Below are 22,442 nucleotides of genomic sequence, written 5' to 3'. Positions count from 1 at the left end.
CCTGATGGCGTTACGCTTATCAGGCCTGAAAACTGAACCTGCAGGCTGTAAAAACGTTCGCGCCGCGATTCGGCAAATTTTTGCTATCGGTTACAGTTATAGCCTTTAATGCTAGCGCCGCCTGGTGACATCGTCTACTTTCAAGTTGTCTTAAATCATCAAATTAGCGAGCGCTGCCAATTACTCCAAAAGGGGGCTCTCTCTTTTATTGACCACGCGCATCCTGTATGATGCAAGCAGACTAACCATATCAACGCTGGTACTACTCCCGCAGACATGACCCTTTTAGCGCTCGGTATTAACCATAAAACGGCACCTGTATCGCTGCGAGAACGCGTAACGTTTTCGCCGGACACGCTTGATCAGGCGCTGGACAGCCTGCTTGCGCAGCCAATGGTGCAGGGCGGGGTCGTGCTGTCAACCTGTAACCGTACAGAACTGTATTTGAGCGTGGAAGAGCAGGATAACCTGCAAGAAGCGCTGATCCGCTGGTTATGCGATTACCATAACCTGAACGAGGACGATCTGCGCAACAGTCTGTACTGGCATCAGGACAATGACGCCGTCAGCCACCTGATGCGCGTCGCCAGCGGTCTGGATTCACTGGTGCTGGGCGAACCGCAAATCCTCGGTCAGGTGAAAAAAGCGTTTGCGGATTCGCAAAAAGGCCACCTTAACGCCAGCGCGCTGGAGCGAATGTTTCAGAAGTCTTTTTCCGTCGCCAAGCGAGTGCGGACTGAAACCGATATCGGCGCCAGCGCCGTCTCCGTCGCGTTTGCCGCCTGTACGCTCGCCCGCCAAATCTTCGAATCGCTCTCGACGGTCACTGTACTGTTAGTTGGTGCGGGCGAAACTATTGAACTGGTGGCGCGTCACCTGCGCGAGCATAAAGTACAAAAGATGATTATCGCCAACCGAACCCGCGAGCGCGCGCAAGCCCTGGCGGATGAGGTTGGCGCTGAGGTTATCTCGCTCAGCGATATCGACGCCCGCTTGCAGGATGCCGATATTATCATCAGTTCGACCGCCAGCCCGCTGCCGATTATCGGTAAAGGCATGGTGGAGCGCGCATTAAAAAGCCGTCGCAACCAGCCGATGCTGCTGGTAGATATCGCCGTACCGCGCGACGTTGAGCCGGAAGTCGGCAAACTGGCGAACGCTTATCTTTATAGCGTCGATGATTTACAGAGCATCATTTCGCATAATCTGGCGCAGCGTCAGGCTGCGGCGGTAGAAGCGGAAACGATTGTTGAGCAGGAAGCCAGCGAGTTTATGGCCTGGCTACGCGCCCAGGGGGCTAGCGAGACCATTCGGGAATACCGTAGTCAGTCGGAGCAGATTCGTGACGAACTGACTACCAAAGCGCTGTCGGCCCTTCAACAGGGCGGTGATGCGCAAGCCATCTTGCAGGATCTGGCATGGAAACTGACCAACCGCCTGATTCATGCGCCAACGAAATCACTTCAACAGGCTGCCCGTGACGGGGATGACGAACGCCTGAATATTCTGCGCGACAGCCTCGGGCTGGAGTAGCAGCACACACCACACTTTTTTACAGGGTGAATTTACGCCTATGAAGCCTTCTATCGTTGCCAAACTGGAAGCCCTGCACGAACGCCATGAGGAAGTTCAGGCGTTGCTGGGCGATGCGGGAATTATCGCCGACCAGGACCGCTTTCGCGCATTGTCGCGCGAATATGCGCAATTAAGCGACGTTTCTCGCTGTTTTACGGACTGGCAACAGGTTCAGGACGATATCGAGACGGCTCAGATGATGCTCGACGATCCTGAAATGCGAGAAATGGCGCAGGAAGAACTGCGCGAAGCGAAAGAAAAAAGCGAACAACTGGAGCAACAGTTACAGGTACTGCTGCTGCCGAAAGATCCGGACGATGAACGAAACGCGTTCCTTGAGGTTCGCGCCGGCACCGGCGGCGACGAAGCCGCGCTGTTTGCCGGCGATCTGTTCCGCATGTACAGCCGTTATGCCGAAGCGCGCCGCTGGCGCGTGGAGATCATGAGCATGAGCGAAGGCGAGCATGGCGGTTATAAAGAGATCATCGCCAAAATCAGCGGCGACGGCGTGTATGGCCGACTGAAATTTGAGTCCGGTGGACACCGCGTACAGCGTGTTCCGGCGACCGAGTCGCAGGGGCGTATCCATACCTCCGCCTGTACCGTCGCCGTGATGCCGGAGCTGCCGGAAGCCGAGCTGCCGGATATTAACCCGGCGGATCTGCGCATTGATACGTTTCGTTCTTCCGGCGCGGGCGGTCAGCACGTTAACACCACCGACTCCGCTATCCGTATTACCCACTTGCCGACCGGCATCGTGGTGGAATGCCAGGACGAGCGTTCGCAGCATAAAAACAAAGCGAAAGCGCTCTCGGTGCTCGGGGCGCGCATTCACGCCGCCGAAACGGCAAAACGCCAGCAGGCCGAGGCGTCAACGCGCCGCAACCTGCTTGGCAGCGGCGATCGCAGCGATCGTAACCGGACCTATAATTTCCCGCAGGGGCGCGTGACCGATCATCGTATTAATCTGACGTTATATCGCCTTGATGAAACGATGGAAGGTAAGCTGGATATGCTGATTGAGCCGATTGTTCAGGAACACCAGGCTGACCTGTTAGCCGCGTTGTCCGAGCAGGAATAATGGATTTTCAGCACTGGCTGCATGAGGCGGTAAACCAGCTCCGGGACAGCGACAGCCCCCGGCGCGACGCCGAGATCCTGCTAGAGTACGTTACGGGCAAGGGGCGGACGTATATCATGGCCTTTGGCGAAACGCCGCTTACCGACGTCCAGCAACAACAGCTCGCGGACCTGCTGCAGCGGCGTAAACAGGGCGAACCTATTGCGTACCTGACGGGCTTACGCGAATTCTGGTCGCTGCCGCTCTTCGTTTCTCCCGCCACGCTAATCCCGCGCCCGGATACCGAATGTCTGGTTGAACAGGCGTTGGCGCGATTGCCGGTCAAAACCTGTCGTATTCTGGATTTAGGCACCGGAACCGGCGCGATTGCGCTGGCGCTGGCCTGCGAGCGACCGGATTGCGAGGTGACTGCGGTCGATCGTATGCCTGATGCGGTTGCGCTGGCGATACGCAATGCGGAACATTTGGCTATCCGGAATGTGCGTATACTGCAAAGTTGTTGGTTCAGCGCGCTATCGGGGCAGCAGTTCGACATGATTGTCAGCAATCCGCCCTACATTGATGCGCAGGACCCGCACCTTAGCGAAGGCGATGTACGCTTTGAACCGCGCTCGGCGTTGGTGGCGGACGAAAACGGTATGGCGGATCTTACGCATATTATCGATAATGCCCGCCAGATGTTAACGCCCGGCGGCTTCCTGCTGCTGGAACACGGTTGGCGGCAGGGCGAAGCGGTAAGAGCGGTTTTCAGGCGGTCTGGTTACACGGATGTAGAAACGTGTCGTGATTATGGCGGTAATGAACGCGTAACCTGCGGGCGTTTTACGCCATGACAATTGCAATGTTGCTCACGCTTCATCTTATTTGTGTTGCGCTCTCCGTCAGTTTGTTTGTCGCTTGTTACTGGTGGCGCTATTGCGGCCATGCGTTGGCCGCCGCGCGCTGGACACGAATCGTGCCTCCCGTCATAGATACCCTGTTACTGCTTAGCGGTATTGGGTTAATCGTTAAAACGCACATCCTGCCATTCACGGAGTCGGGCTCATGGCTGACTGAAAAACTGTTTGGCGTTATCATCTACATCGTTTTGGGTTTTATTGCGCTTGATTATCGTCAGGCGCGCAGCCAGCAGGCGCGTTTTATCGCTTTCCCGCTGGCGCTGGTGGTGCTGTACATCATCATTAAACTCGCCACCACAAAAATACCGTTACTGGGGTAAGTCATGAGGTCGTTAGCTGATTTCGAATTTAACAATGCGCCGCTGTGTGATGGCATGATCCTGGCATCAGAGATGATTCGCCTGGATTTTCCCACGCAGTTTGTCTACGACGAACTGGAACGTCTGGTCAGTCTGGCGCAGGAAGAAATTAGCCAGCTCCTGTCTCAGGATGAGCAACTGGAAAAATTGCTGGCACTTTTTTACGGCGAGTGGGGGTTCACGGATTCCCGCGGCGTCTACCGTCTTTCTGATGCTTTATGGCTCGATAAAGTCCTGAAAAAACGCCAGGGGAGCGCGGTATCGTTGGGCGCTATTTTATTATGGATAGCAAACCGTCTTGATTTGCCGTTGGTGCCCGTTATCTTCCCAACGCAGTTGATTTTGCGTATTGAATCGCTGGAAGGGGAAATGTGGCTGATTAACCCGTTCAACGGTGAAACGCTTGATGAACATACTCTGGAAGTCTGGTTAAAAGGCAATATTAGTCCGGTCGCCGAGTTGTTTAATGAAGATTTGGACGAAGCGGATAACGCCGAAGTGATTCGTAAGCTACTGGATACGCTGAAATCCTCGCTGATGGAGGAACGGCAAATGGAGCTGGCGCTGCGCGTTAGCGAAGCATTGTTGCAATTTAACCCGGAAGATCCTTACGAAATCCGTGACCGCGGGTTGATCTACGCGCAGCTTGAGTGTGAACACGTTGCGCTGACTGATTTAAGCTACTTCGTTGAACAGTGTCCGGAAGACCCGATCAGCGAAATGATTCGTGCGCAGATCAACACCATTGCGCACAAGCAAATTGTTCTACATTAATTAACCGACATTTTACCTATAAGTGTAAGGCGATCCTATGAAACAAAAAGTGGTTAACATTGGCGACATTAAGGTGGCAAATGACCTGCCGTTTGTGCTGTTTGGCGGTATGAACGTGCTGGAGTCACGCGATCTGGCAATGCGCATTTGTGAGCACTACGTAACCGTTACCCAGAAGCTGGGTATTCCTTACGTGTTCAAGGCCTCTTTTGATAAAGCCAACCGTTCCTCTATTCACTCTTACCGTGGGCCGGGTCTGGAAGAAGGGATGAAAATCTTCCAGGAACTCAAGCAGACATTTGGCGTAAAAGTGATCACTGACGTCCACGAAGCCAGCCAGGCGCAGCCTGTGGCTGATGTGGTTGACGTGATTCAGCTCCCGGCGTTTCTGGCGCGCCAGACCGACCTGGTGGAAGCGATGGCGAAAACCGGCGCTGTGATTAACGTGAAAAAGCCGCAGTTCGTAAGCCCGGGTCAGATGGGCAATATCGTGGATAAGTTCCATGAGGGCGGTAACGATAAGGTGATTCTGTGCGATCGCGGCGCGAACTTCGGCTATGACAACCTGGTGGTGGATATGCTGGGCTTTAGCGTGATGAAAAAGGTCTCCGGCAACTCGCCGGTGATTTTCGACGTTACCCATGCGCTGCAATGCCGCGACCCATTTGGCGCCGCCTCGGGCGGTCGTCGTGGTCAGGTGACCGAGCTGGCGCGCGCCGGTATGGCTGTCGGTCTGGCGGGCCTGTTCCTGGAGTCGCATCCGGACCCGGCTAACGCGAAGTGCGACGGTCCTTCCGCGCTGCCGCTGGCGAAACTGGAGCAGTTCCTGACCCAGATAAAAGCGATTGATGATTTGGTGAAAAGCTTCGACGAGCTGGATACCGAGAACTGATTGCGGTTTTTAGCTTGTGTAGGCCGGATAAGATACTATCCGGCTTTTTTATATCAGGCAAAAATCGTCATCAGATAGGCGGCAAATAAAGCCAGATGCGCCGCGCCGTTTAGCACGTTGGTGCGTCCGGTAGAGAACGAAATATGGCACAGCACTAACGAGGCCACCATCACTACCATTTCCGGCGCGCCTAAACCAAACACCAGATCATTACCTGTCGCCCAGGCGATGAGCGTGACGACCGGCACGGTTAATGAAATCGTCGCCAACACCGATCCGAAGAACAGATTCATTGCCCGCTGAACCTGATTATTCAGTACCGCCTTCAGCGCGCCCAGTCCTTCCGGCGAGAGAATTAACAACGCGACCAGGAAACCGGTAAAGGCGACCGGGGCGTTCATGCTGGTCAGCAACGCCTCCAGCGGGCTGGCATTCATTTTGGTAACGGCAATGACCGCAATTAAATGAATGAGTAACCAGACCGTATGCCAGCCGCTACTGTGCGCGGAGGGTTTACCGTGGTGTGGATTGTCATCATCGCCTTCATCTTCATGTTCATAGATAAATAAGCTCTGGTGCGTTTTGGTTTGAATCAACAAAAATACGCCGTACATCGCGGCGGAAATTAACGCGACCAATAATGCCTGACCGGTAGAGAAATTGGCTTGCGGCAATGCCATTGGAAAAACCAGCACAATAATCGCCAGCGGAAACAGCGCGATAAGATACTGCTTAATCCCGAATAAATTCATATATTGCGTTGCGAATTTACGCCCGCCCAACAACAACGAGAAACCGACCAGTCCCCCGGTGACAATCATAATAATAGAGTAGAGCGTATCGCGCATAAGCGTTGGCGCAGCATCGCCGGTAGCCATCAGCGCGGAAATTAAACTCACCTCAAGAATAACGACGGACAGGCTTAAAATAAGCGATCCATAGGGTTCGCCGAGTCGGTGCGCTAATACATCGGCATGACGGACCACGCTAAATGCGCTGCTTAAAATACCAATAAGTGCAAGGATATTGATGCCAATAACCACTGGTAGTGACTGGCTGCTTCCCCAAAGGAACAGCACTACCAGCGCAAGAACCGGGAAAATAAGCGAAGTCTCCTTATGGCGGGTTTTCACCGCCTCACAGGCATGTGTCATGAGGGTCTCCCTTGTGCAGGTGTTAATATTTTGGAAAGAGTAAAGAAGGTAAAAATAGCAGAAATTTGTATTTTTTTAGTGGTTTTTTACGTAGTTTTACGGCGTAGACGATTTTTTTCTTTCAAGGTCAGTAAAACAAGCATCTTGTTTTAACAGTGTTTAAATAACAAAAAGTTAATTTCCGTAAAAAGCAAAAATCCTCCTCGACTGGCGTAATAACGCATTGTTTACCACACTTAATGTTTTCCCTGAAGACGGAGGCGCTGATGCCGTATAAAGCCAAAAGTGATTTACCCGATAATGTGCGGAATGTTCTTCCAGCCCATGCCCAGGACATTTACAAAGAAGCGTTTAATAGCGCCTGGGAGCAATATAAAGATAAAGCCGATCGTCGTGATGACGCCAGCCGCGAGGAAACCGCACATAAAGTCGCCTGGGCGGCGGTTAAAAACGATTATGAAAAAGGCGAGGATGATAAATGGCATAAGAAAAAATAAACGCGGTATTACTCGCGTGTTGGCCTGATTTTCTTGCCGGAAGTCTATCCTGACGCGGGAGCTTTTCCCGCGTACAGATTCAAAATGTCAGCACTTTGTCCGCCGCCAGCGTCCATTGCGCCAGCTCGACCAGCGTTCCGATTTCCACACCGTCAATCAGCGGCAGGGGAGTGATACCACGTCCGTCCGCACAGGTTTTGCATAATTTTACCGGTACGTTTTGCGCGGTTAGAATTTCCAGCATTTGCTGAATATTGTAGCCTTCGGCTGGTTTTTGACCGCGTAACCCTGCGGTTACGGCATCTGACATCAAAAACAGGCGTAAATCGAGATGGCTTTCCTGCTCGCACAGCGCAATGGCCAGACGCAGGCTATTAAATAATGATTCGCTGCCGTAGGCGGCGCCGTTAGCGATAATGACGATATTTTGCATGGATAACCCTTCTCCTTGAGAAATTTTGTCGGCAATGGCGTTATGTTACCTCGGGAACCGGGTACCGCCAAATGCGTGGATAAAATCCCGGGACGCTCTGCGGAAAAAATAAGGATATTCCTGGAAGCACGAGAAAAGGCTGCAAAACCTGTCCGGACACGTTATGGTTTACTCTGATGCCATTCCTCTTATCTTTTGTTGTAGAAGTTGCCGACACGTTGAGCCGTATTGTTTTTCGTTCATTCTCACTCTCGCTTCTCTTGCTGGCTGCCAGCGGTACGATCCGTGCGCAGGCGCAAGACCCTTTCACGCAAAACCGTCTGCCGGATTTAGGCATGATGCCGGAATCCCACGAAGGGGAAAAGCATTTTGCCGAGATGGCCAAAGCGTTTGGCGAAGCCAGCATGAAAAATAACGATCTGGATACCGGTGAACAGGCGCGGCAATTCGCTTTCGGACAGGTACGCGATGTGGTCAGCGAGCAGGTTAACCAGCAGCTTGAAAGCTGGCTATCAGCCTGGGGCAGCGCCAGCGTGGATATTAACGTCGATAACGAAGGTCATTTTAACGGCAGTCGCGGAAGCTGGTTTATCCCTTTACAGGATAAACAGCGCTATCTGACCTGGAGCCAGCTTGGTCTTACGCAACAGACTGACGGACTGGTAAGCAACGTTGGCATAGGACAGCGCTGGGCGCAGGATGGCTGGCTTCTTGGCTATAATACCTTTTACGATAATCTGCTGGATGAAAATCTACAGCGCGCCGGCTTTGGCGCGGAGGCGTGGGGAGAATATTTGCGTTTATCCGCCAACTATTATCAGCCTTTTGCCGACTGGCAGACGCATACGGCGACCTTAGAACAGCGAATGGCGCGCGGATATGATATCAACGCGCAAATGCGCCTGCCGTTTTACCAGCATATCAATACCAGCGTTAGTCTGGAGCAGTACTTTGGCGATAGCGTGGATCTGTTTGACTCCGGAACGGGGTATCACAATCCTGTCGCGTTAAAACTGGGTCTCAACTATACGCCAGTACCTTTGCTTACCATGACCGCCCAGCACAAACAGGGCGAGAGCGGGGTCAGTCAGAATAACCTGGGGCTGACGCTTAACTACCGCTTCGGCGTGCCGCTCAAAAAGCAGCTTGCCGCCAGTGAAGTGGCGCAAAGCCAGTCATTACGCGGTAGCCGCTATGATACGCCGCAACGTAACTCGCTGCCGACAATGGAGTATCGGCAGCGTAAAACGTTAACGGTTTTTCTGGCGACGCCGCCCTGGGATCTTACGCCTGGTGAGACGGTTGCGTTAAAATTGCAGGTGCGCAGCGTGCACGGTATTCGTCATTTGAGCTGGCAGGGCGATACACAGGCCTTAAGTTTGACGGCAGGAACGGACACCCGCAGTACCGAGGGCTGGACAATCATTATGCCGGCCTGGGATCACCGCGAAGGCGCGGCAAATCGCTGGCGTTTATCGGTGGTGGTTGAGGATGAAAAAGGTCAGCGTGTCTCTTCCAATGAGATCACGCTCGCGCTGACTGAACCGTTTATCACGATGCCGGACGATAATCCGCATTGGCAACCGTTCCAGGAGCAATAATTAAAAGATGCGTTCCTGATGTACCCAGACGGCGGCCTCCACGCGCGATTTCAGCTTCATTTTCTTGAGCATATGTTTCACGTGCACTTTGACCGTACTTTCGGTGATATCCAGACGTCGGGCAATCATCTTATTCGGCAATCCCTGCGCAATGAGCTTCAGAATATCGCGCTCACGCGGGGTGAGTTGCGTTACATCGCGATCGGTGGTAGCGCGGTTGGCCCGCAGGCTGGCCGCCAGTACCGGCGTTAACGCTTCACTTAATACCATTTCGCCGGCGGCGGCCTGTTGTAACGCTTTGAGCAAGTCCTCCGGCTCCATGTCTTTCAACAGATAACCATCCGCGCCGCGCTTTAGCGCCGTGACGACATCTTCTTCATGGTTGGATACGCTGAAAACGACAATACGTCCTGACAGCGCTTTTTCGCGTAATTTATCCAGCGTTTCGAGACCATTCATTCCCGGCATATTCAAATCAAGGAGGATCAGATCGGGATCGAGCGATTCCGCCAGGTCAATACCCTGCTCACCGTTGCTGGCTTCTCCGACCACGCTGATATCGGGCGCCATACTCACAAGCTGCTTTACACCCGTGCGTAGCATCGGATGGTCGTCGATTAACAGGATGGTTGCCGGTTCCTGATTATTCATGGGTATCTCCCTGGGTTTCTGTGAAGTTTGTTTCTGGAATAAAAGTAACAGTGACCTCTGTTCCGCCAGTCTCGCGTCGGCGTACCTGGCAATCGCCGCGCAGACTTTGCGCCCGATCGCGCATGATGATCATGCCGTAGTGATTACTGCGTTCGGCGTTTTCCGGGACGCCGCAGCCATTATCCTGCACTTTTAGTTTGACCTGTTTGCCACATTGCGTCACTGTCACCAGCACATCGTCGGCATGAGAGTGTTTAAGGGCGTTGCTGAGGGCTTCCCTGGCAATTTGCAACAGGTGTATCGCCTGGTGTGACGGCACCAGGCGGGGGGGAAGCTGATAATCCAGTTTTACCGTAAAGCCAAACCGGGCGCTGAACTCCTGGCAGCTTGCCTCCAGCGCCGGACGTAGCCCGGGTTCCGTCAACTGTAACCGGAAAGTGGTTAACAGTTCGCGCAGTTGCGCCCAGGAGCAGTTTAGCTCATTGCGAATTTGGCTGAGTAACTCACGGCTGCTTTCCGGTAACACGTCGCCCTGCATTTGCAGGCAGCTCACCTGCATCTTCATACAAGAGAGCGACTGGGCAATAGAATCATGCAGTTCGCGGGCAATGGTGGCACGCTCTTCCATGACAATCAACTGCTGCTGGCGCTCCTGATGCCTGTCGAGCGCCAGAGTCGCGGTAAGCTGTTCAACCAGCGTGTCCACCAACTGTTGCTGATCGTGGCTGAGATGGCGTCCATAGGGCAGCGTTGCCAGCAAAATACCGTATTGGGTGTGAGAGTCGGTGAGCCGCCATTTTAAGGTGGTGCCGCCGTTAATCATCGGCAGGGCGCTACGTGGGCAAAGGTGGCAGCCTTTATCATCGCAACTGATGTCCGACTGACAGGTAAATTCCTGGTGATTATCTTCATCTTCCAGGTCATAGACCCGCAGCTCAATATCATGCAACTGGGTTAAATTTTGCAGGCCATTCAGTACCGGTGAAAGACGCTCACATAGCGGAGCCTGTGAATGCAGTCGGCGGTTGGCTTGCCACAAAAACGAGAGAATCTGGTTTTTATGTTCCAGACCGGCTGTTTTTTCCTGTACGCGCTGTTCCAGTACCGCATAACTTTCGGCCAGCTCTTCAGACATATTATTGAGCGCAGAACCCAACGCGGCCATCTCATTGCGTCCACTGATATTGGCACGTTGGGTAAAGTCGCGCTGACTGACGGCGCGCGCCATTGATAATAACTGTTTCCAGGGCTGCAAAAGGCGAACACGTAGCCAGATAATCGTAAATACCAGCAATAGCGCCATAAAGATCGCCATTACCCGGTGAACTAATACCACGCGTTCGATACGCAATTCAGTAGTATGGTCGAACGACGTCACCAGGCGATCCAGGCCCGCGACAAACTGCGTGACATCTTCTGCGACCGCGTGCGCGTTTTGCGCGTGCTGTAGCCCTGGCGAGAGTTCGTTATGCCAGTAATCCTGCAACGCTTTAAGCTGCTTCTGCTGCCCGTCTCGCTCAGCGGCGCGGGTCAGTTCAGGGCTGAATGCCGTTTGCTCCATCTCATCCAGCAGCTTTTGATCTTTAGCATCCAGCGGGACAGCGGCCAGTAGTCGATAGCTTTGCATACGCAATGAGCCCGCTTTATTAATCGCATGAGCGCTACCCTGTACGCCCTGAACCAGCCAGCCGGAAACCGCCATCCCCGCCACGCCGATAGCGGTAGAGAGCATGACAATCAGCGCCAGTTGGTTAACCAGCGTAAGAGGAGAGAAACACCGTTTAAACATGTTACCTTCTTTCTTCGGGGTAATGTCGCCGAAAAAACGTAGCAAAAAAGAGGGGCGTCAATCGGCTGTGCCGCTATTCTCAACGATACAGCGGAGTATACCCATACCTATAACGAGTTACTCCTTAATTGCCGCCGTAGAGAGGTATCTGCGACGGGAAGGAGTAGACAGACACAGCATGGTGAAAAACCACAGCTTTTTTACCAAAATAGCCTACTCATTAAGGGTAATAACGCTTTTTAGTCGCCGGTGATGACGACTTTTCCTTTGATTTATATCAACTTACCTTCGGCAGTAAACCCTAATGTGGCAGACATCAAATCAAGAATCAGAGGTGTCTATGAGTCACTCATCCGCCCCGGAAAGGGCAACTGGCGCTGTTATCACGGAATGGCGTCCGGAAGATCCGGCGTTCTGGCAGCAGCGCGGCCATCGTGTCGCCAGCCGTAATTTGTGGATTTCTGTGCCGTGTTTACTGCTGGCGTTTTGCGTCTGGATGCTATTCAGCGCAGTGGCGGTGAACCTGCCGAAAGTGGGATTTAATTTTACGACCGATCAGCTCTTTATGTTGACTGCGCTGCCATCTGTTTCCGGCGCGCTGCTACGGGTGCCTTACTCCTTTATGGTGCCGCTATTTGGCGGACGTCGCTGGACAGCGTTCAGTACCGGTATCCTCATCGTGCCTTGCGTATGGTTAGGCTTTGCGGTTCAGGATACCAGTACGCCATTTAGCACTTTCATTATTATTTCCTTGCTGTGTGGTTTTGCCGGCGCGAACTTTGCCTCCAGTATGGCGAACATCAGCTTTTTCTTTCCTAAACAAAAGCAGGGCGGCGCGCTGGGTCTGAACGGTGGTCTGGGCAATATGGGCGTGAGCGTGATGCAGCTGGTTGCGCCGCTGGTGGTTTCGCTCTCTATCTTTGCCGCCTTTGGCAGCCACGGTGTAGAGCAGCCGGACGGTTCTCAGCTCTATCTGGCGAACGCAGCCTGGATTTGGGTGCCTTTCCTGGCCATTTTTACGCTGGCGGCGTGGTTCGGCATGAACGAACTGGCGACGTCTAAGGCCTCGCTAAAAGAGCAACTGCCGGTGCTCAAACGTGGTCATCTGTGGATCATGAGTCTGCTGTATCTGGCGACCTTCGGATCGTTTATCGGTTTCTCTGCGGGGTTCGCGATGCTGTCTAAAACGCAATTCCCGGATGTGCAGATCCTGCATTATGCGTTTTTCGGTCCGTTTATCGGCGCGCTGGCGCGTTCGGCAGGCGGCGCAATTTCTGACCGTCTGGGGGGGACCCGCGTCACGCTTATCAACTTTGTCCTGATGGCGATTTTCAGCGGTCTGCTGTTCCTGACATTACCTACTGGCGGCGTTGGCGGTAGCTTTATCGCGTTCTACGGGGTATTTCTGGCGCTGTTCCTGACGGCGGGGCTGGGGAGTGGTTCTACCTTCCAGATGATCTCCGTTATCTTCCGTAAACTGACGATGGACCGGGTTAAAGCGGAAGGCGGGTCGGACGAAAGAGCCATGCGTGAAGCGGCGACCGATACGGCGGCGGCGCTGGGCTTTATTTCCGCGATTGGCGCGATTGGCGGCTTTTTTATTCCGAAAGCGTTTGGTTCATCTTTAGCATTAACCGGTTCTCCAGTCGGCGCGATGAAGGTCTTTCTTATTTTCTATATCGCCTGCGTCGTTATTACCTGGGCGGTATATGGACGTCATTCTAAAAATAAAAAGTAACTTTTGATTATCCTTTGCGCGGCGTTAGACCGCGCTTTTTTTTACCTGCATTTAGTTACAACATACTTATAGTCAAAAAGAGAGGCTCGACAGGGCTGACCACGCACATCTTTATCGGTCATCCAGGGGGATACCCCTTAATACCCACTTGTTGAAAATTTAACATTCATGTCGTGCGTAAATTTAATTTTATGCAATTAAATCAGTAATATATATAAATAAAACTCCTCCTCCAAAAGGAGTATGCAGGAGGTTTGCGCGCCATTTGCATCCCTGTCCGCCTTGATCGTTATCAATTCTCACGCCCATTCAGCGCGTTACCTTCGCCCTTAGTTAAGCAATGTCGATTTATCAGAGAGCCGTAAGGTTCCATACAGGAGAAACCCGATGAGTAAATTCCTGGACCGGTTTCGCTACTTCAAGCAGAAGGGCGAAACCTTTGCCGATGGGCACGGCCAGCTTCTCGAAACAAACCGGGACTGGGAGGACGGATACCGCCAACGTTGGCAGCATGACAAAATTGTGCGCTCAACCCATGGGGTGAACTGCACCGGTTCTTGTAGCTGGAAAATTTATGTCAAAAATGGTCTGGTGACCTGGGAAACACAGCAAACCGATTACCCGCGCACCCGTCCTGATATGCCAAACCATGAACCTCGCGGCTGCCCGCGCGGGGCAAGTTACTCCTGGTATCTCTACAGCGCTAACCGACTGAAATATCCGCTAATGCGCAAACGTCTGATGAAGATGTGGCGCGAGGCGAAAAAACTGCATCGCGATCCGGTAGAGGCATGGGCCTCCATCATTGAAGATGCCGATAAAGCCAAAAGCTTCAAACAGGCGCGAGGTCGTGGCGGCTTTGTTCGCTCCTCATGGCAGGAAGTGAACGAGCTGATCGCCGCTTCCAACGTGTACACCGTGAAAACCTATGGCCCTGACCGCGTCGCGGGCTTCTCACCCATCCCGGCGATGTCGATGGTTTCCTACGCTTCCGGCGCACGTTATCTTTCACTGATTGGCGGTACCTGCCTGAGCTTCTACGACTGGTACTGCGACCTGCCGCCAGCCTCCCCGCAAACCTGGGGCGAGCAGACCGACGTGCCGGAATCCGCTGACTGGTACAACTCCAGCTATATTATCGCCTGGGGCTCTAACGTGCCGCAAACCCGTACGCCGGATGCCCACTTCTTTACCGAAGTACGTTACAAAGGCACTAAAACCGTCGCGGTGACGCCGGACTATGCCGAAATCGCCAAACTGTGCGATCTGTGGCTGGCACCGAAGCAGGGGACCGATGCGGCGATGGCGCTGGCGATGGGCCACGTCATGCTGCGTGAATTCCACCTCGACAACCCGCGCCAGTACTTCACCGATTATGTCCGTCGCTATACCGACATGCCAATGCTGGTGATGCTTGAAGAGCGTGATGGTTATTATGCCGCAGGTCGTATGCTGCGCGCTGCCGATCTCGTTGATTCGCTGGGGCAGGAAAATAACCCGGAATGGAAAACCGTCGCCATTAACAGCAACGGTGAAATGGTGGCGCCAAACGGTTCAATTGGTTTCCGCTGGGGCGAAAAAGGCAAATGGAACCTCGAACAGCGCGACGGGACTACCGGTGCAGAAACTGAATTGCAGCTCAGCTTGCTGGGCAGCCAGGATGAGATTGCTGACGTGGGCTTCCCGTATTTCGGCGGCGAAGGTTCAGAGTACTTTAATCATGTGGCGCTGGATAACGTCCTGCTGCATAAATTGCCGGTTAAACGTCTGCAACTGGCCGATGGTTCTTCAGCATTAGTCACTACCGTGTATGACCTGACCATGGCGAACTATGGTCTGGAACGCGGCCTGAACGATGAAAATTGTGCCGCCAGTTATGACGATACCAAAGCATATACGCCAGCATGGGCCGAGCAGATCACCGGCGTGCCGCGGGCGCAGATCATCCGTATCGCACGGGAATTCGCCGATAACGCGGACAAAACGCACGGGCGTTCAATGATTATCGTTGGCGCCGGTCTGAACCACTGGTATCACCTCGATATGAACTATCGCGGGCTGATCAATATGTTGGTGTTCTGTGGTTGCGTTGGTCAGAGCGGTGGCGGTTGGGCGCACTACGTCGGCCAGGAAAAACTGCGTCCGCAGACCGGCTGGCAGCCGCTGGCGTTTGCCCTTGACTGGCAGCGTCCGGCGCGTCACATGAACAGCACCTCTTACTTCTATAACCACTCCAGCCAGTGGCGCTACGAGACGGTGACCGCCGAGGAATTACTGTCGCCGATGGCGGACAAATCCCGCTATAGCGGTCATCTGATTGACTTCAATGTGCGCGCCGAGCGTATGGGCTGGTTGCCGTCGGCGCCGCAGTTAGGCACCAACCCGCTGTATATTGCGCGTGAAGCGGAAAAAGCCGGTATGACGCCGGTAGATTATACCGTCAAATCCCTGAAAGAGGGTTCGATTCGCTTTGCCGCCGAGCAGCCGGAAAACGGTAAAAACCACCCGCGTAACCTGTTCATCTGGCGTTCTAACCTGCTTGGGTCTTCCGGTAAAGGCCATGAGTACATGCTGAAGTATCTGCTGGGTACTGAGCATGGTATTCAGGGGCTGGATCTGGGTAAACAGGGCGGTGTGAAGCCGGAAGAAGTGGAGTGGCGTGACAATGGTCTGGACGGCAAACTGGATCTGGTGGTGACGCTGGACTTCCGCCTGTCGAGCACCTGCCTGTACTCCGATATCGTACTGCCGACCGCCACCTGGTATGAAAAAGACGATATGAATACCTCGGATATGCATCCGTTTATTCATCCGCTGTCTGCCGCCGTAGATCCGGCCTGGGAATCGAAAAGCGACTGGGAAATCTACAAAGGCATTGCGAAGAAATTCTCCGAAGTCTGTGTAGGCCACCTGGGTAAAGAGACTGACGTCGTGACGCTGCCGATCCAGCACGATTCTGCCGCTGAACTGGCGCAGCCGCTGGACGTGAAAGACTGGAAAAAAGGCGAATGCGATCTGATTCCAGGGAAAACCGCGCCGCACATCATGACCGTTGAGCGCGATTACCCGGCGACTTACGAACGCTTTACCTCTATCGGCCCGCTGATGGAGAAAATCGGCAACGGCGGGAAAGGGATTGCCTGGAACACGCAAAGCGAAATGGACTTGCTGCGTAAGCTCAATTACACCAAAGCGGACGGTCCGGCGAAAGGTCAGCCGATGCTCAACACGGCGATTGACGCGGCAGAGATGATCCTGACGTTAGCGCCGGAAACCAACGGTCAGGTGGCGGTGAAAGCCTGGGCGGCGCTGAGCGAGTTTACCGGTCGCGACCATACGCATCTGGCGACCAATAAAGAAGAAGAGAAAATCCGCTTCCGCGATATTCAGGCCCAGCCGCGCAAAATTATCTCCAGCCCGACCTGGTCTGGTCTGGAAGATGAGCACGTTTCTTATAACGCCGGTTATACCAACGTTCACGAGCTGATCCCATGGCGTACGCTGTCTGGTCGCCAACAGTTGTATCAGGATCATCAGTGGATGCGCGACTTTGGCGAAAGTCTGCTGGTGTATCGCCCACCGATCGACACCCGCTCGGTGAAAGCGGTGATGGGGCGTAAATCCAACGGTAATCCGGAGAAGGCGCTCAACTTCCTGACGCCGCACCAGAAATGGGGTATCCACTCGACCTACAGCGATAACCTGTTGATGCTGACCTTGTCGCGTGGCGGCCCGATTGTATGGATGAGCGAAACCGACGCCAAAGATCTGGGCATTGAAGATAACGACTGGATCGAAGTCTTCAACAGCAACGGCGCATTGACCGCACGCGCAGTGGTCAGCCAGCGTGTACCGGCGGGCATGACCATGATGTACCACGCGCAGGAACGTATCGTAAACCTGCCGGGGTCGGAAATTACCCAGCAGCGCGGCGGTATTCATAACTCGGTGACGCGCATTACGCCGAAACCGACCCATATGATCGGCGGCTATGCGCAGTTAGCTTACGGCTTTAACTACTACGGTACCGTCGGCTCCAACCGCGATGAGTTTGTGGTGGTACGTAAGATGAAGAACATTAACTGGTTGGATGGCGAAGGCAATGACCAGGTACAGGAGAGCGTAAAATGAAAATTCGTTCACAAGTCGGCATGGTGCTGAATCTCGATAAGTGCATCGGCTGTCATACCTGTTCAGTCACCTGTAAAAACGTCTGGACCAGTCGCGAAGGTATGGAATACGCCTGGTTCAACAACGTAGAAAGTAAGCCTGGCGTTGGTTTTCCGAATGACTGGGAAAATCAGGAAAAATGGAAAGGCGGCTGGATCCGCAAAATCAACGGCAAACTACAGCCGCGCATGGGCAACCGGGCGCTGCTGCTGGGTAAAATCTTCGCTAACCCGCATCTGCCGGGCATCGACGACTACTACGAGCCGTTTGATTACGACTACCAGAACCTGCATACCGCGCCGGAAAGCAAACATCAGCCAATCGCGCGTCCGCGCTCGCTGATTACCGGCCAGCGGATGGACAAAATTACCAGCGGGCCAAACTGGGAAGAGATTCTGGGCGGCGAGTTCGAAAAACGCGCTAAAGACCAGAACTTCGAAAACATGCAGAAGGCGATGTACGGCCAGTTCGAAAACACCTTCATGATGTACCTGCCGCGCCTGTGCGAGCACTGCCTTAACCCGGCGTGCGTGGCGACCTGCCCGAGCGGTGCTATCTACAAGCGTGAAGAAGACGGCATCGTGCTGATCGACCAGGACAAGTGCCGCGGCTGGCGGATGTGCATCACCGGTTGCCCGTACAAGAAAATTTACTTCAACTGGAAGAGCGGCAAGTCCGAGAAGTGCATCTTCTGCTACCCGCGTATCGAAGCCGGTCAGCCGACTGTTTGCTCGGAAACCTGCGTGGGCCGTATCCGTTATCTTGGCGTACTGCTGTATGACGCAGATGCCATTGAAAGCGCCGCCAGTACGGAAAACGAAAAAGATCTGTACCAGCGTCAACTGGACGTGTTCCTCGATCCGAACGATCCGGCTGTCATTGAGCAGGCGCTGAAGGACGGCGTGCCGCAGAGCGTGATCGATGCGGCGCAGCAATCGCCAGTGTACAAAATGGCGATGGACTGGAAGTTGGCGCTGCCGCTGCATCCGGAATACCGCACGCTGCCGATGGTCTGGTACGTGCCGCCTTTGTCACCGATTCAGTCTGCCGCCGACGCGGGTGAACTGGGCAGCAACGGTATTCTGCCGGATGTAGGCAGTCTGCGTATCCCGGTGCAGTACCTGGCGAACCTGTTGACCGCTGGCGACACCCAACCGGTACTGTTGGCGCTGAAACGGATGCTGGCGATGCGTCACTACAAACGTGCGGAAACCGTAGACGGTAAAGTGGATACCCGCGCGCTGGAAGAGGTGGGTTTAAGCGAAGCCCAGGCGCAGGAAATGTATCGTTACCTGGCAATTGCTAATTATGAAGATCGCTTTGTGGTGCCGAGCAGCCATCGTGAACTGGCGCGTGAGGCATTCCCGGAGAAAAGCGGTTGTGGTTTTACCTTCGGCGATGGTTGCCACGGGTCTGATACCAAATTCAATCTGTTCAACAGCCGCCGCATCGACGCTGTTGATGTGACCAGCAAAACGGAGCCGCACGCATGATTGAACTCGTCATTGTTTCGCGTCTGCTCGAGTACCCGGATGCTGCCCTGTGGCAGCATCAGCAGGAGTTGTTCGATGCGCTCGCGTCATCTGAGAACCTGGATAAAGAGGATGCCCAGACTCTGGGCGTTTTCCTGCGCGATTTAACCGCGCAGGACATGCTGGATGTACAGGCCGCTTATAGTGAACTGTTTGACCGTGGTCGCGCCACATCGCTGCTGCTGTTTGAACATGTACACGGGGAATCCCGCGATCGCGGTCAGGCGATGGTTGACCTAATGGCACAGTATGAGCAGCACGGTTTGCAGCTCGACAGTCGCGAACTTCCCGATCATCTGCCGCTGTATCTGGAATACCTTGCGCAATTGCCGAAAAGCGAAGCGTTAGGGGGTTTACAGGATATCGCGCCGATTCTGGCGCTGCTCAGCGCACGTTTGCAACAGCGTGACAGCCGTTATGCGGTGCTGTTCGATCTGCTGTTAAAACTGGCGAATACCGTTATCGACAGCGACAAAGTGGCTGAAAAAATTGCGAATGAAGCACGTGATGATACCCCACAGGCGTTGGATGCGGTCTGGGAAGAAGAGCAGGTGAAATTCTTCGCCGATCAAGGGTGTGGCGAGTCGGAAATCTCCGCTCACCAGCGTCGTTTTGCCGGTGCCGTGGCGCCGCAATATCTGAATATCACCACCGGAGGACAGCACTAATGCACTTCCTGAATATGTTCTTCTTTGATATCTACCCGTACATTGCCGGATCGGTATTTCTGATCGGTAGCTGGTTACGTTACGACTACGGCCAGTACACCTGGCGGGCGGCTTCCAGTCAGATGCTGGATCGCAAAGGAATGAACCTGGCGTCAAACCTGTTCCACATTGGGATTCTGGGTATTTTCGCCGGTCACTTCCTGGGCATGTTAACGCCGCACTGGATGTATGAAGCTTTTCTGCCGGTCGACGTGAAGCAGAAGATGGCGATGATTGCCGGCGGCGCCTGCGGCGTGCTGACGCTGGTTGGCGGTATTTTACTGCTCAAGCGTCGTCTGTTTAGCCCACGTGTCCGCGCCACCACTACCGGCGCAGATATTTTGATTCTCTCGCTGCTGGTGATTCAGTGCGCGCTGGGCCTGCTGACCATTCCGTTCTCCGCCCAGCATATGGACGGGAGTGAAATGATGAAGCTGGTCGGGTGGGCGCAGTCAGTTGTGACCTTCCACGGTGGCGCATCCGCACATCTGGACGGTGTGGCCTTTATCTTCCGTATGCACCTGGTACTGGGGATGACGCTGTTCCTGCTATTCCCATTCTCGCGCCTGGTGCATATCTGGAGCGTGCCGGTCGAGTATCTGACCCGCAAATACCAGATTGTACGTGCGCGTCACTGATTTTCTCTCGATGCCCTAAACTCCGCTTCGGCGGAGTTTTTTTATGGCTGTTTGCCGGAGTGCGGCATAAATGCCTTATCGACCGCCGCCCGGTTTCGTTTATAGCGGGTCTGCCATATCTGGCATCTGAATCCGTACTCTTTGTTTCTGGGTTTATTCAGCATCTGTGCGAGTTTTTTGTAAGCAGAAAAAGGATGATGCAGCATATAATCACGCCATAAACGACAATAAGGATAGTTGTATGCGTTTTTTATCAATTTTCAAAATAATAATATTAAATATATTTATTTCAAAAATGGCTCACGCTGCTGTCTGCGAGGAGCGCTATCCCGCCGACTCAGAAGAATGCCAGTACGTTCAGGAATTAGAGCAAAAAGCGGAACAAGGGGATGAAAGCGCGCAGTTCGCGCTTGGAAGCTGGTATGCGGAGGGGCGATATGTTAAGCCTGATTATAAACTAGCCATAAAATGGCTGGAGAAAGCGGGTAAACAAGGTTCTGATTTTTCCTATTTTATCCTTGGCTATCATTACAACTATGGTGAAAATTTTCCACTTAGTCGACAAAAAGCGCTGGAGTGGTATCGCAAGGCGGCAGAACTAGGGGATAGTAGTACGCAAGAAATCCTCGGTGACGCCTATATGTATGGCGATGGGTTTCCCCAAAATACCCAGCTAGCGCTGGAGTGGTATCGAAAAGCCGCCTCTCCAACCAATGATGCGGGCGTTGTCCGCGGCCAGGGTTCAGCTTCGTCAGCACAATTTAAGCTTGGAGTAATGTACGCCCACGGTCAGGGCGTTCCTCAGGATTATCAGCAAACGGCGATCTTGATGCGTAAAGCGGCGGAAAATATGTACTACCCCGCGCAACTTTATCTCGGTGTTGCCTATTTTTATGGTGAAGGCGTGCCTCAGGATTATCGTCAGGCAGTTTACTGGCTTAATGAAGGTATACCAGGCAGCTATACGCCAGGCCACATTCCACTGAATGCGCTCTATGATAAAGCGCATCCCGCTGACCGGGTTCACTCTCAGACGTGGTATCGAAAAACAGCGCAACGCGTGATGGCAAAGGTACAGTACAATTTTGGCGTATGGTATTACAACGGTTATCACTTATTGAAAGATCACAATCTGGCGCTGGAGTGGTATCGCAGAGCCGCAGCGCAAGGATTGGCCGAGGCGCAGGATGCGATCGGCGTGATGTTTATGCAGGGCGAGGGCGTTTCTCAGGACTACCAACAGGCGCTGGCGTGGTATCGCAAAGCCGCTCGCCAGGGGTTGCCTGCTGCGCAAACGCATCTGGGCATCATGTCTGCTTTTGGTCGCGGCGTCGCGCAAAGCGACAGACAGGCTATCGCATGGTATCGAAAAGCAGCAAAACAGGATTTTGCGAAAGCGCAATATCAGCTTGGCGTGGCATATAGCACGGGAAGAGGCGTGCCTGAAAATAGCCGGAATGCGCTGAAGTGGTACCTTAAAGCGGCAGAGCAGGGGTTTACTCCGGCACAATTAGCGCTTGGGGAAATTTATGCTCATGGGCGCCAGGGTGTGCCTAAAGATAATAAGCAGGCCTATATTTGGTATTACATGGCAAGTATATATACGGAAAAATCTAAGGATGATTGTTCAGCGCTCATTGCCGAAAGAAACCGACTCAAGGGAACGCTTACCCCAGATCAACTTAGCGAGACATATGCCGCCTTTGATCTCATCAGGCGAAAAATTGACCAGTCAAAGGAGGCGAAAAAGACAGCCAGGAAGAAGTATTGATAAGATAGCCAATAAGCCATGGCGCCATGGTGTGAAGTCTGCCTGTGGGGTAAGGATACGGGGCAGTGCTGATTGATTTGAAATTGGTGCCTTATGAAGTAATGGTGGTGGGGGAAGGATGACTCAGCGCTGCGCGCTTCGCCCTTCGGGTCGTTGCCTGCGGCAACGCTTTCTCGCTGCG

The 22,442-nt window shown here is 53.5% G+C and carries 18 protein-coding genes and 1 pseudogene; 15 read left to right on the top strand and 4 right to left on the bottom strand.

From position 1 onward, the window contains the following. Positions 1–276: 276 nt before the first annotated feature. The 6 genes from hemA to kdsA are packed head-to-tail and all read left to right on the top strand — an operon-like array spanning position 277 to position 5,580. The gene (gene hemA, locus ACLJQJ_RS07720) at positions 277–1,533 is read left to right on the top strand and encodes a glutamyl-tRNA reductase (protein WP_000173208.1); all 1,257 of its coding nucleotides are present in this window, start codon (positions 277–279) and stop codon (positions 1,531–1,533) included. A gap of 40 nt (positions 1,534–1,573) precedes the next feature. After that, the gene (prfA, locus tag ACLJQJ_RS07715) at positions 1,574–2,656 is read left to right on the top strand and encodes a peptide chain release factor 1 (protein WP_000804703.1); all 1,083 of its coding nucleotides are present in this window, start codon (positions 1,574–1,576) and stop codon (positions 2,654–2,656) included. Beyond that, positions 2,656–3,489: a peptide chain release factor N(5)-glutamine methyltransferase gene (gene prmC / locus ACLJQJ_RS07710; protein ID WP_023258912.1), complete on the top strand. Its 834-nt coding sequence runs from the start codon at positions 2,656–2,658 to the stop codon at positions 3,487–3,489. Before prfA ends, prmC begins: the two co-directional genes overlap by 1 nt. Further along, entirely contained in the window at positions 3,486–3,875 is a 390-nt protein-coding gene (gene sirB2 / locus ACLJQJ_RS07705; RefSeq protein WP_063809706.1) for an invasion regulator SirB2, read from the top strand. The genes prmC and sirB2 overlap by 4 nt, the downstream gene beginning before the upstream one ends. A gap of 3 nt (positions 3,876–3,878) precedes the next feature. Beyond that, positions 3,879–4,688, top strand: a complete 810-nt coding sequence (gene sirB1, locus ACLJQJ_RS07700) for an invasion regulator SirB1 (protein ID WP_001257065.1) — start codon at positions 3,879–3,881, stop codon at positions 4,686–4,688. Positions 4,689–4,725: 37 nt separating this feature from the next. Further along, positions 4,726–5,580 (top strand): 3-deoxy-8-phosphooctulonate synthase, encoded by an 855-nt coding sequence (gene kdsA, locus ACLJQJ_RS07695; protein ID WP_000811046.1) that lies wholly within the window; start codon positions 4,726–4,728, stop codon positions 5,578–5,580. Positions 5,581–5,633: 53 nt separating this feature from the next. Here kdsA and chaA read toward each other — a convergent pair whose 3' ends face one another. Then, positions 5,634–6,734 (bottom strand): sodium-potassium/proton antiporter ChaA, encoded by a 1,101-nt coding sequence (gene chaA / locus ACLJQJ_RS07690; protein ID WP_000148418.1) that lies wholly within the window; start codon positions 6,732–6,734, stop codon positions 5,634–5,636. A gap of 266 nt (positions 6,735–7,000) precedes the next feature. On the opposite strand from chaA, the gene chaB reads away from it, so the two are divergent. After that, entirely contained in the window at positions 7,001–7,231 is a 231-nt protein-coding gene (gene chaB / locus ACLJQJ_RS07685; RefSeq protein WP_001146392.1) for a putative cation transport regulator ChaB, read from the top strand. 79 nt (positions 7,232–7,310) lie between these two features. Here chaB and ACLJQJ_RS07680 read toward each other — a convergent pair whose 3' ends face one another. Beyond that, entirely contained in the window at positions 7,311–7,664 is a 354-nt protein-coding gene (locus ACLJQJ_RS07680) for a DsrE/DsrF/TusD sulfur relay family protein (protein WP_001179791.1), read from the bottom strand. A gap of 176 nt (positions 7,665–7,840) precedes the next feature. On the opposite strand from ACLJQJ_RS07680, the gene ACLJQJ_RS07675 reads away from it, so the two are divergent. Further along, the gene (locus ACLJQJ_RS07675; RefSeq protein ID WP_001116352.1) at positions 7,841–9,265 is read left to right on the top strand and encodes a YchO/YchP family invasin; all 1,425 of its coding nucleotides are present in this window, start codon (positions 7,841–7,843) and stop codon (positions 9,263–9,265) included. Here ACLJQJ_RS07675 and narL read toward each other — a convergent pair whose 3' ends face one another. Together narL and narX are read right to left on the bottom strand one after the other, a co-directional pair. Then, entirely contained in the window at positions 9,266–9,916 is a 651-nt protein-coding gene (gene narL, locus ACLJQJ_RS07670) for a two-component system response regulator NarL (RefSeq protein WP_001064598.1), read from the bottom strand. It abuts the gene before it with no gap. Continuing rightward, the gene (gene narX, locus ACLJQJ_RS07665; RefSeq protein ID WP_063809705.1) at positions 9,909–11,705 is read right to left on the bottom strand and encodes a nitrate/nitrite two-component system sensor histidine kinase NarX; all 1,797 of its coding nucleotides are present in this window, start codon (positions 11,703–11,705) and stop codon (positions 9,909–9,911) included. Before narX ends, narL begins: the two co-directional genes overlap by 8 nt. Before the next feature lie 340 nt (positions 11,706–12,045). Between narX and narK the strand changes: the two genes are divergently transcribed. The 7 genes and pseudogenes from narK to ACLJQJ_RS07630 all read left to right on the top strand — a co-directional run. Then, entirely contained in the window at positions 12,046–13,443 is a 1,398-nt protein-coding gene (gene narK, locus ACLJQJ_RS07660) for a nitrate transporter NarK (RefSeq protein WP_000019848.1), read from the top strand. Positions 13,444–13,830: 387 nt separating this feature from the next. After that, positions 13,831–17,574, top strand: coding sequence for a nitrate reductase subunit alpha (locus ACLJQJ_RS07655; RefSeq protein WP_000032890.1), 3,744 nt, complete (start codon positions 13,831–13,833; stop codon positions 17,572–17,574). Beyond that, positions 17,571–19,106 carry a nitrate reductase subunit beta gene (narH, locus tag ACLJQJ_RS07650; protein WP_063809704.1) on the top strand — a complete coding sequence of 512 codons (1,536 nt, stop codon included), beginning with the start codon at positions 17,571–17,573 and terminating at the stop codon, positions 19,104–19,106. Before ACLJQJ_RS07655 ends, narH begins: the two co-directional genes overlap by 4 nt. Further along, complete coding sequence (gene narJ, locus ACLJQJ_RS07645) at positions 19,103–19,813, top strand: nitrate reductase molybdenum cofactor assembly chaperone (RefSeq protein ID WP_000571668.1); 711 nt, start codon at positions 19,103–19,105, stop codon at positions 19,811–19,813. The genes narH and narJ overlap by 4 nt, the downstream gene beginning before the upstream one ends. After that, positions 19,813–20,490, top strand: coding sequence for a respiratory nitrate reductase subunit gamma (gene narI / locus ACLJQJ_RS07640; protein ID WP_000545594.1), 678 nt, complete (start codon positions 19,813–19,815; stop codon positions 20,488–20,490). The genes narJ and narI overlap by 1 nt, the downstream gene beginning before the upstream one ends. Before the next feature lie 241 nt (positions 20,491–20,731). Beyond that, positions 20,732–22,261, top strand: a complete 1,530-nt coding sequence (locus ACLJQJ_RS07635; protein ID WP_063809703.1) for a tetratricopeptide repeat protein — start codon at positions 20,732–20,734, stop codon at positions 22,259–22,261. Between the two features lie 101 nt (positions 22,262–22,362). After that, positions 22,363–22,442, top strand: a pseudogene (locus tag ACLJQJ_RS07630) (hypothetical protein); the annotation flags it as partial.

It is taken from the genome of Salmonella sp. SAL04202 (assembly GCF_046550775.1).
Classification (GTDB): Bacteria; Pseudomonadota; Gammaproteobacteria; order Enterobacterales; family Enterobacteriaceae; genus Salmonella; species Salmonella enterica.
Note: the sequence above shows the minus strand (reverse complement) of the source record. Positions and strands in the feature narration are given on the sequence as shown.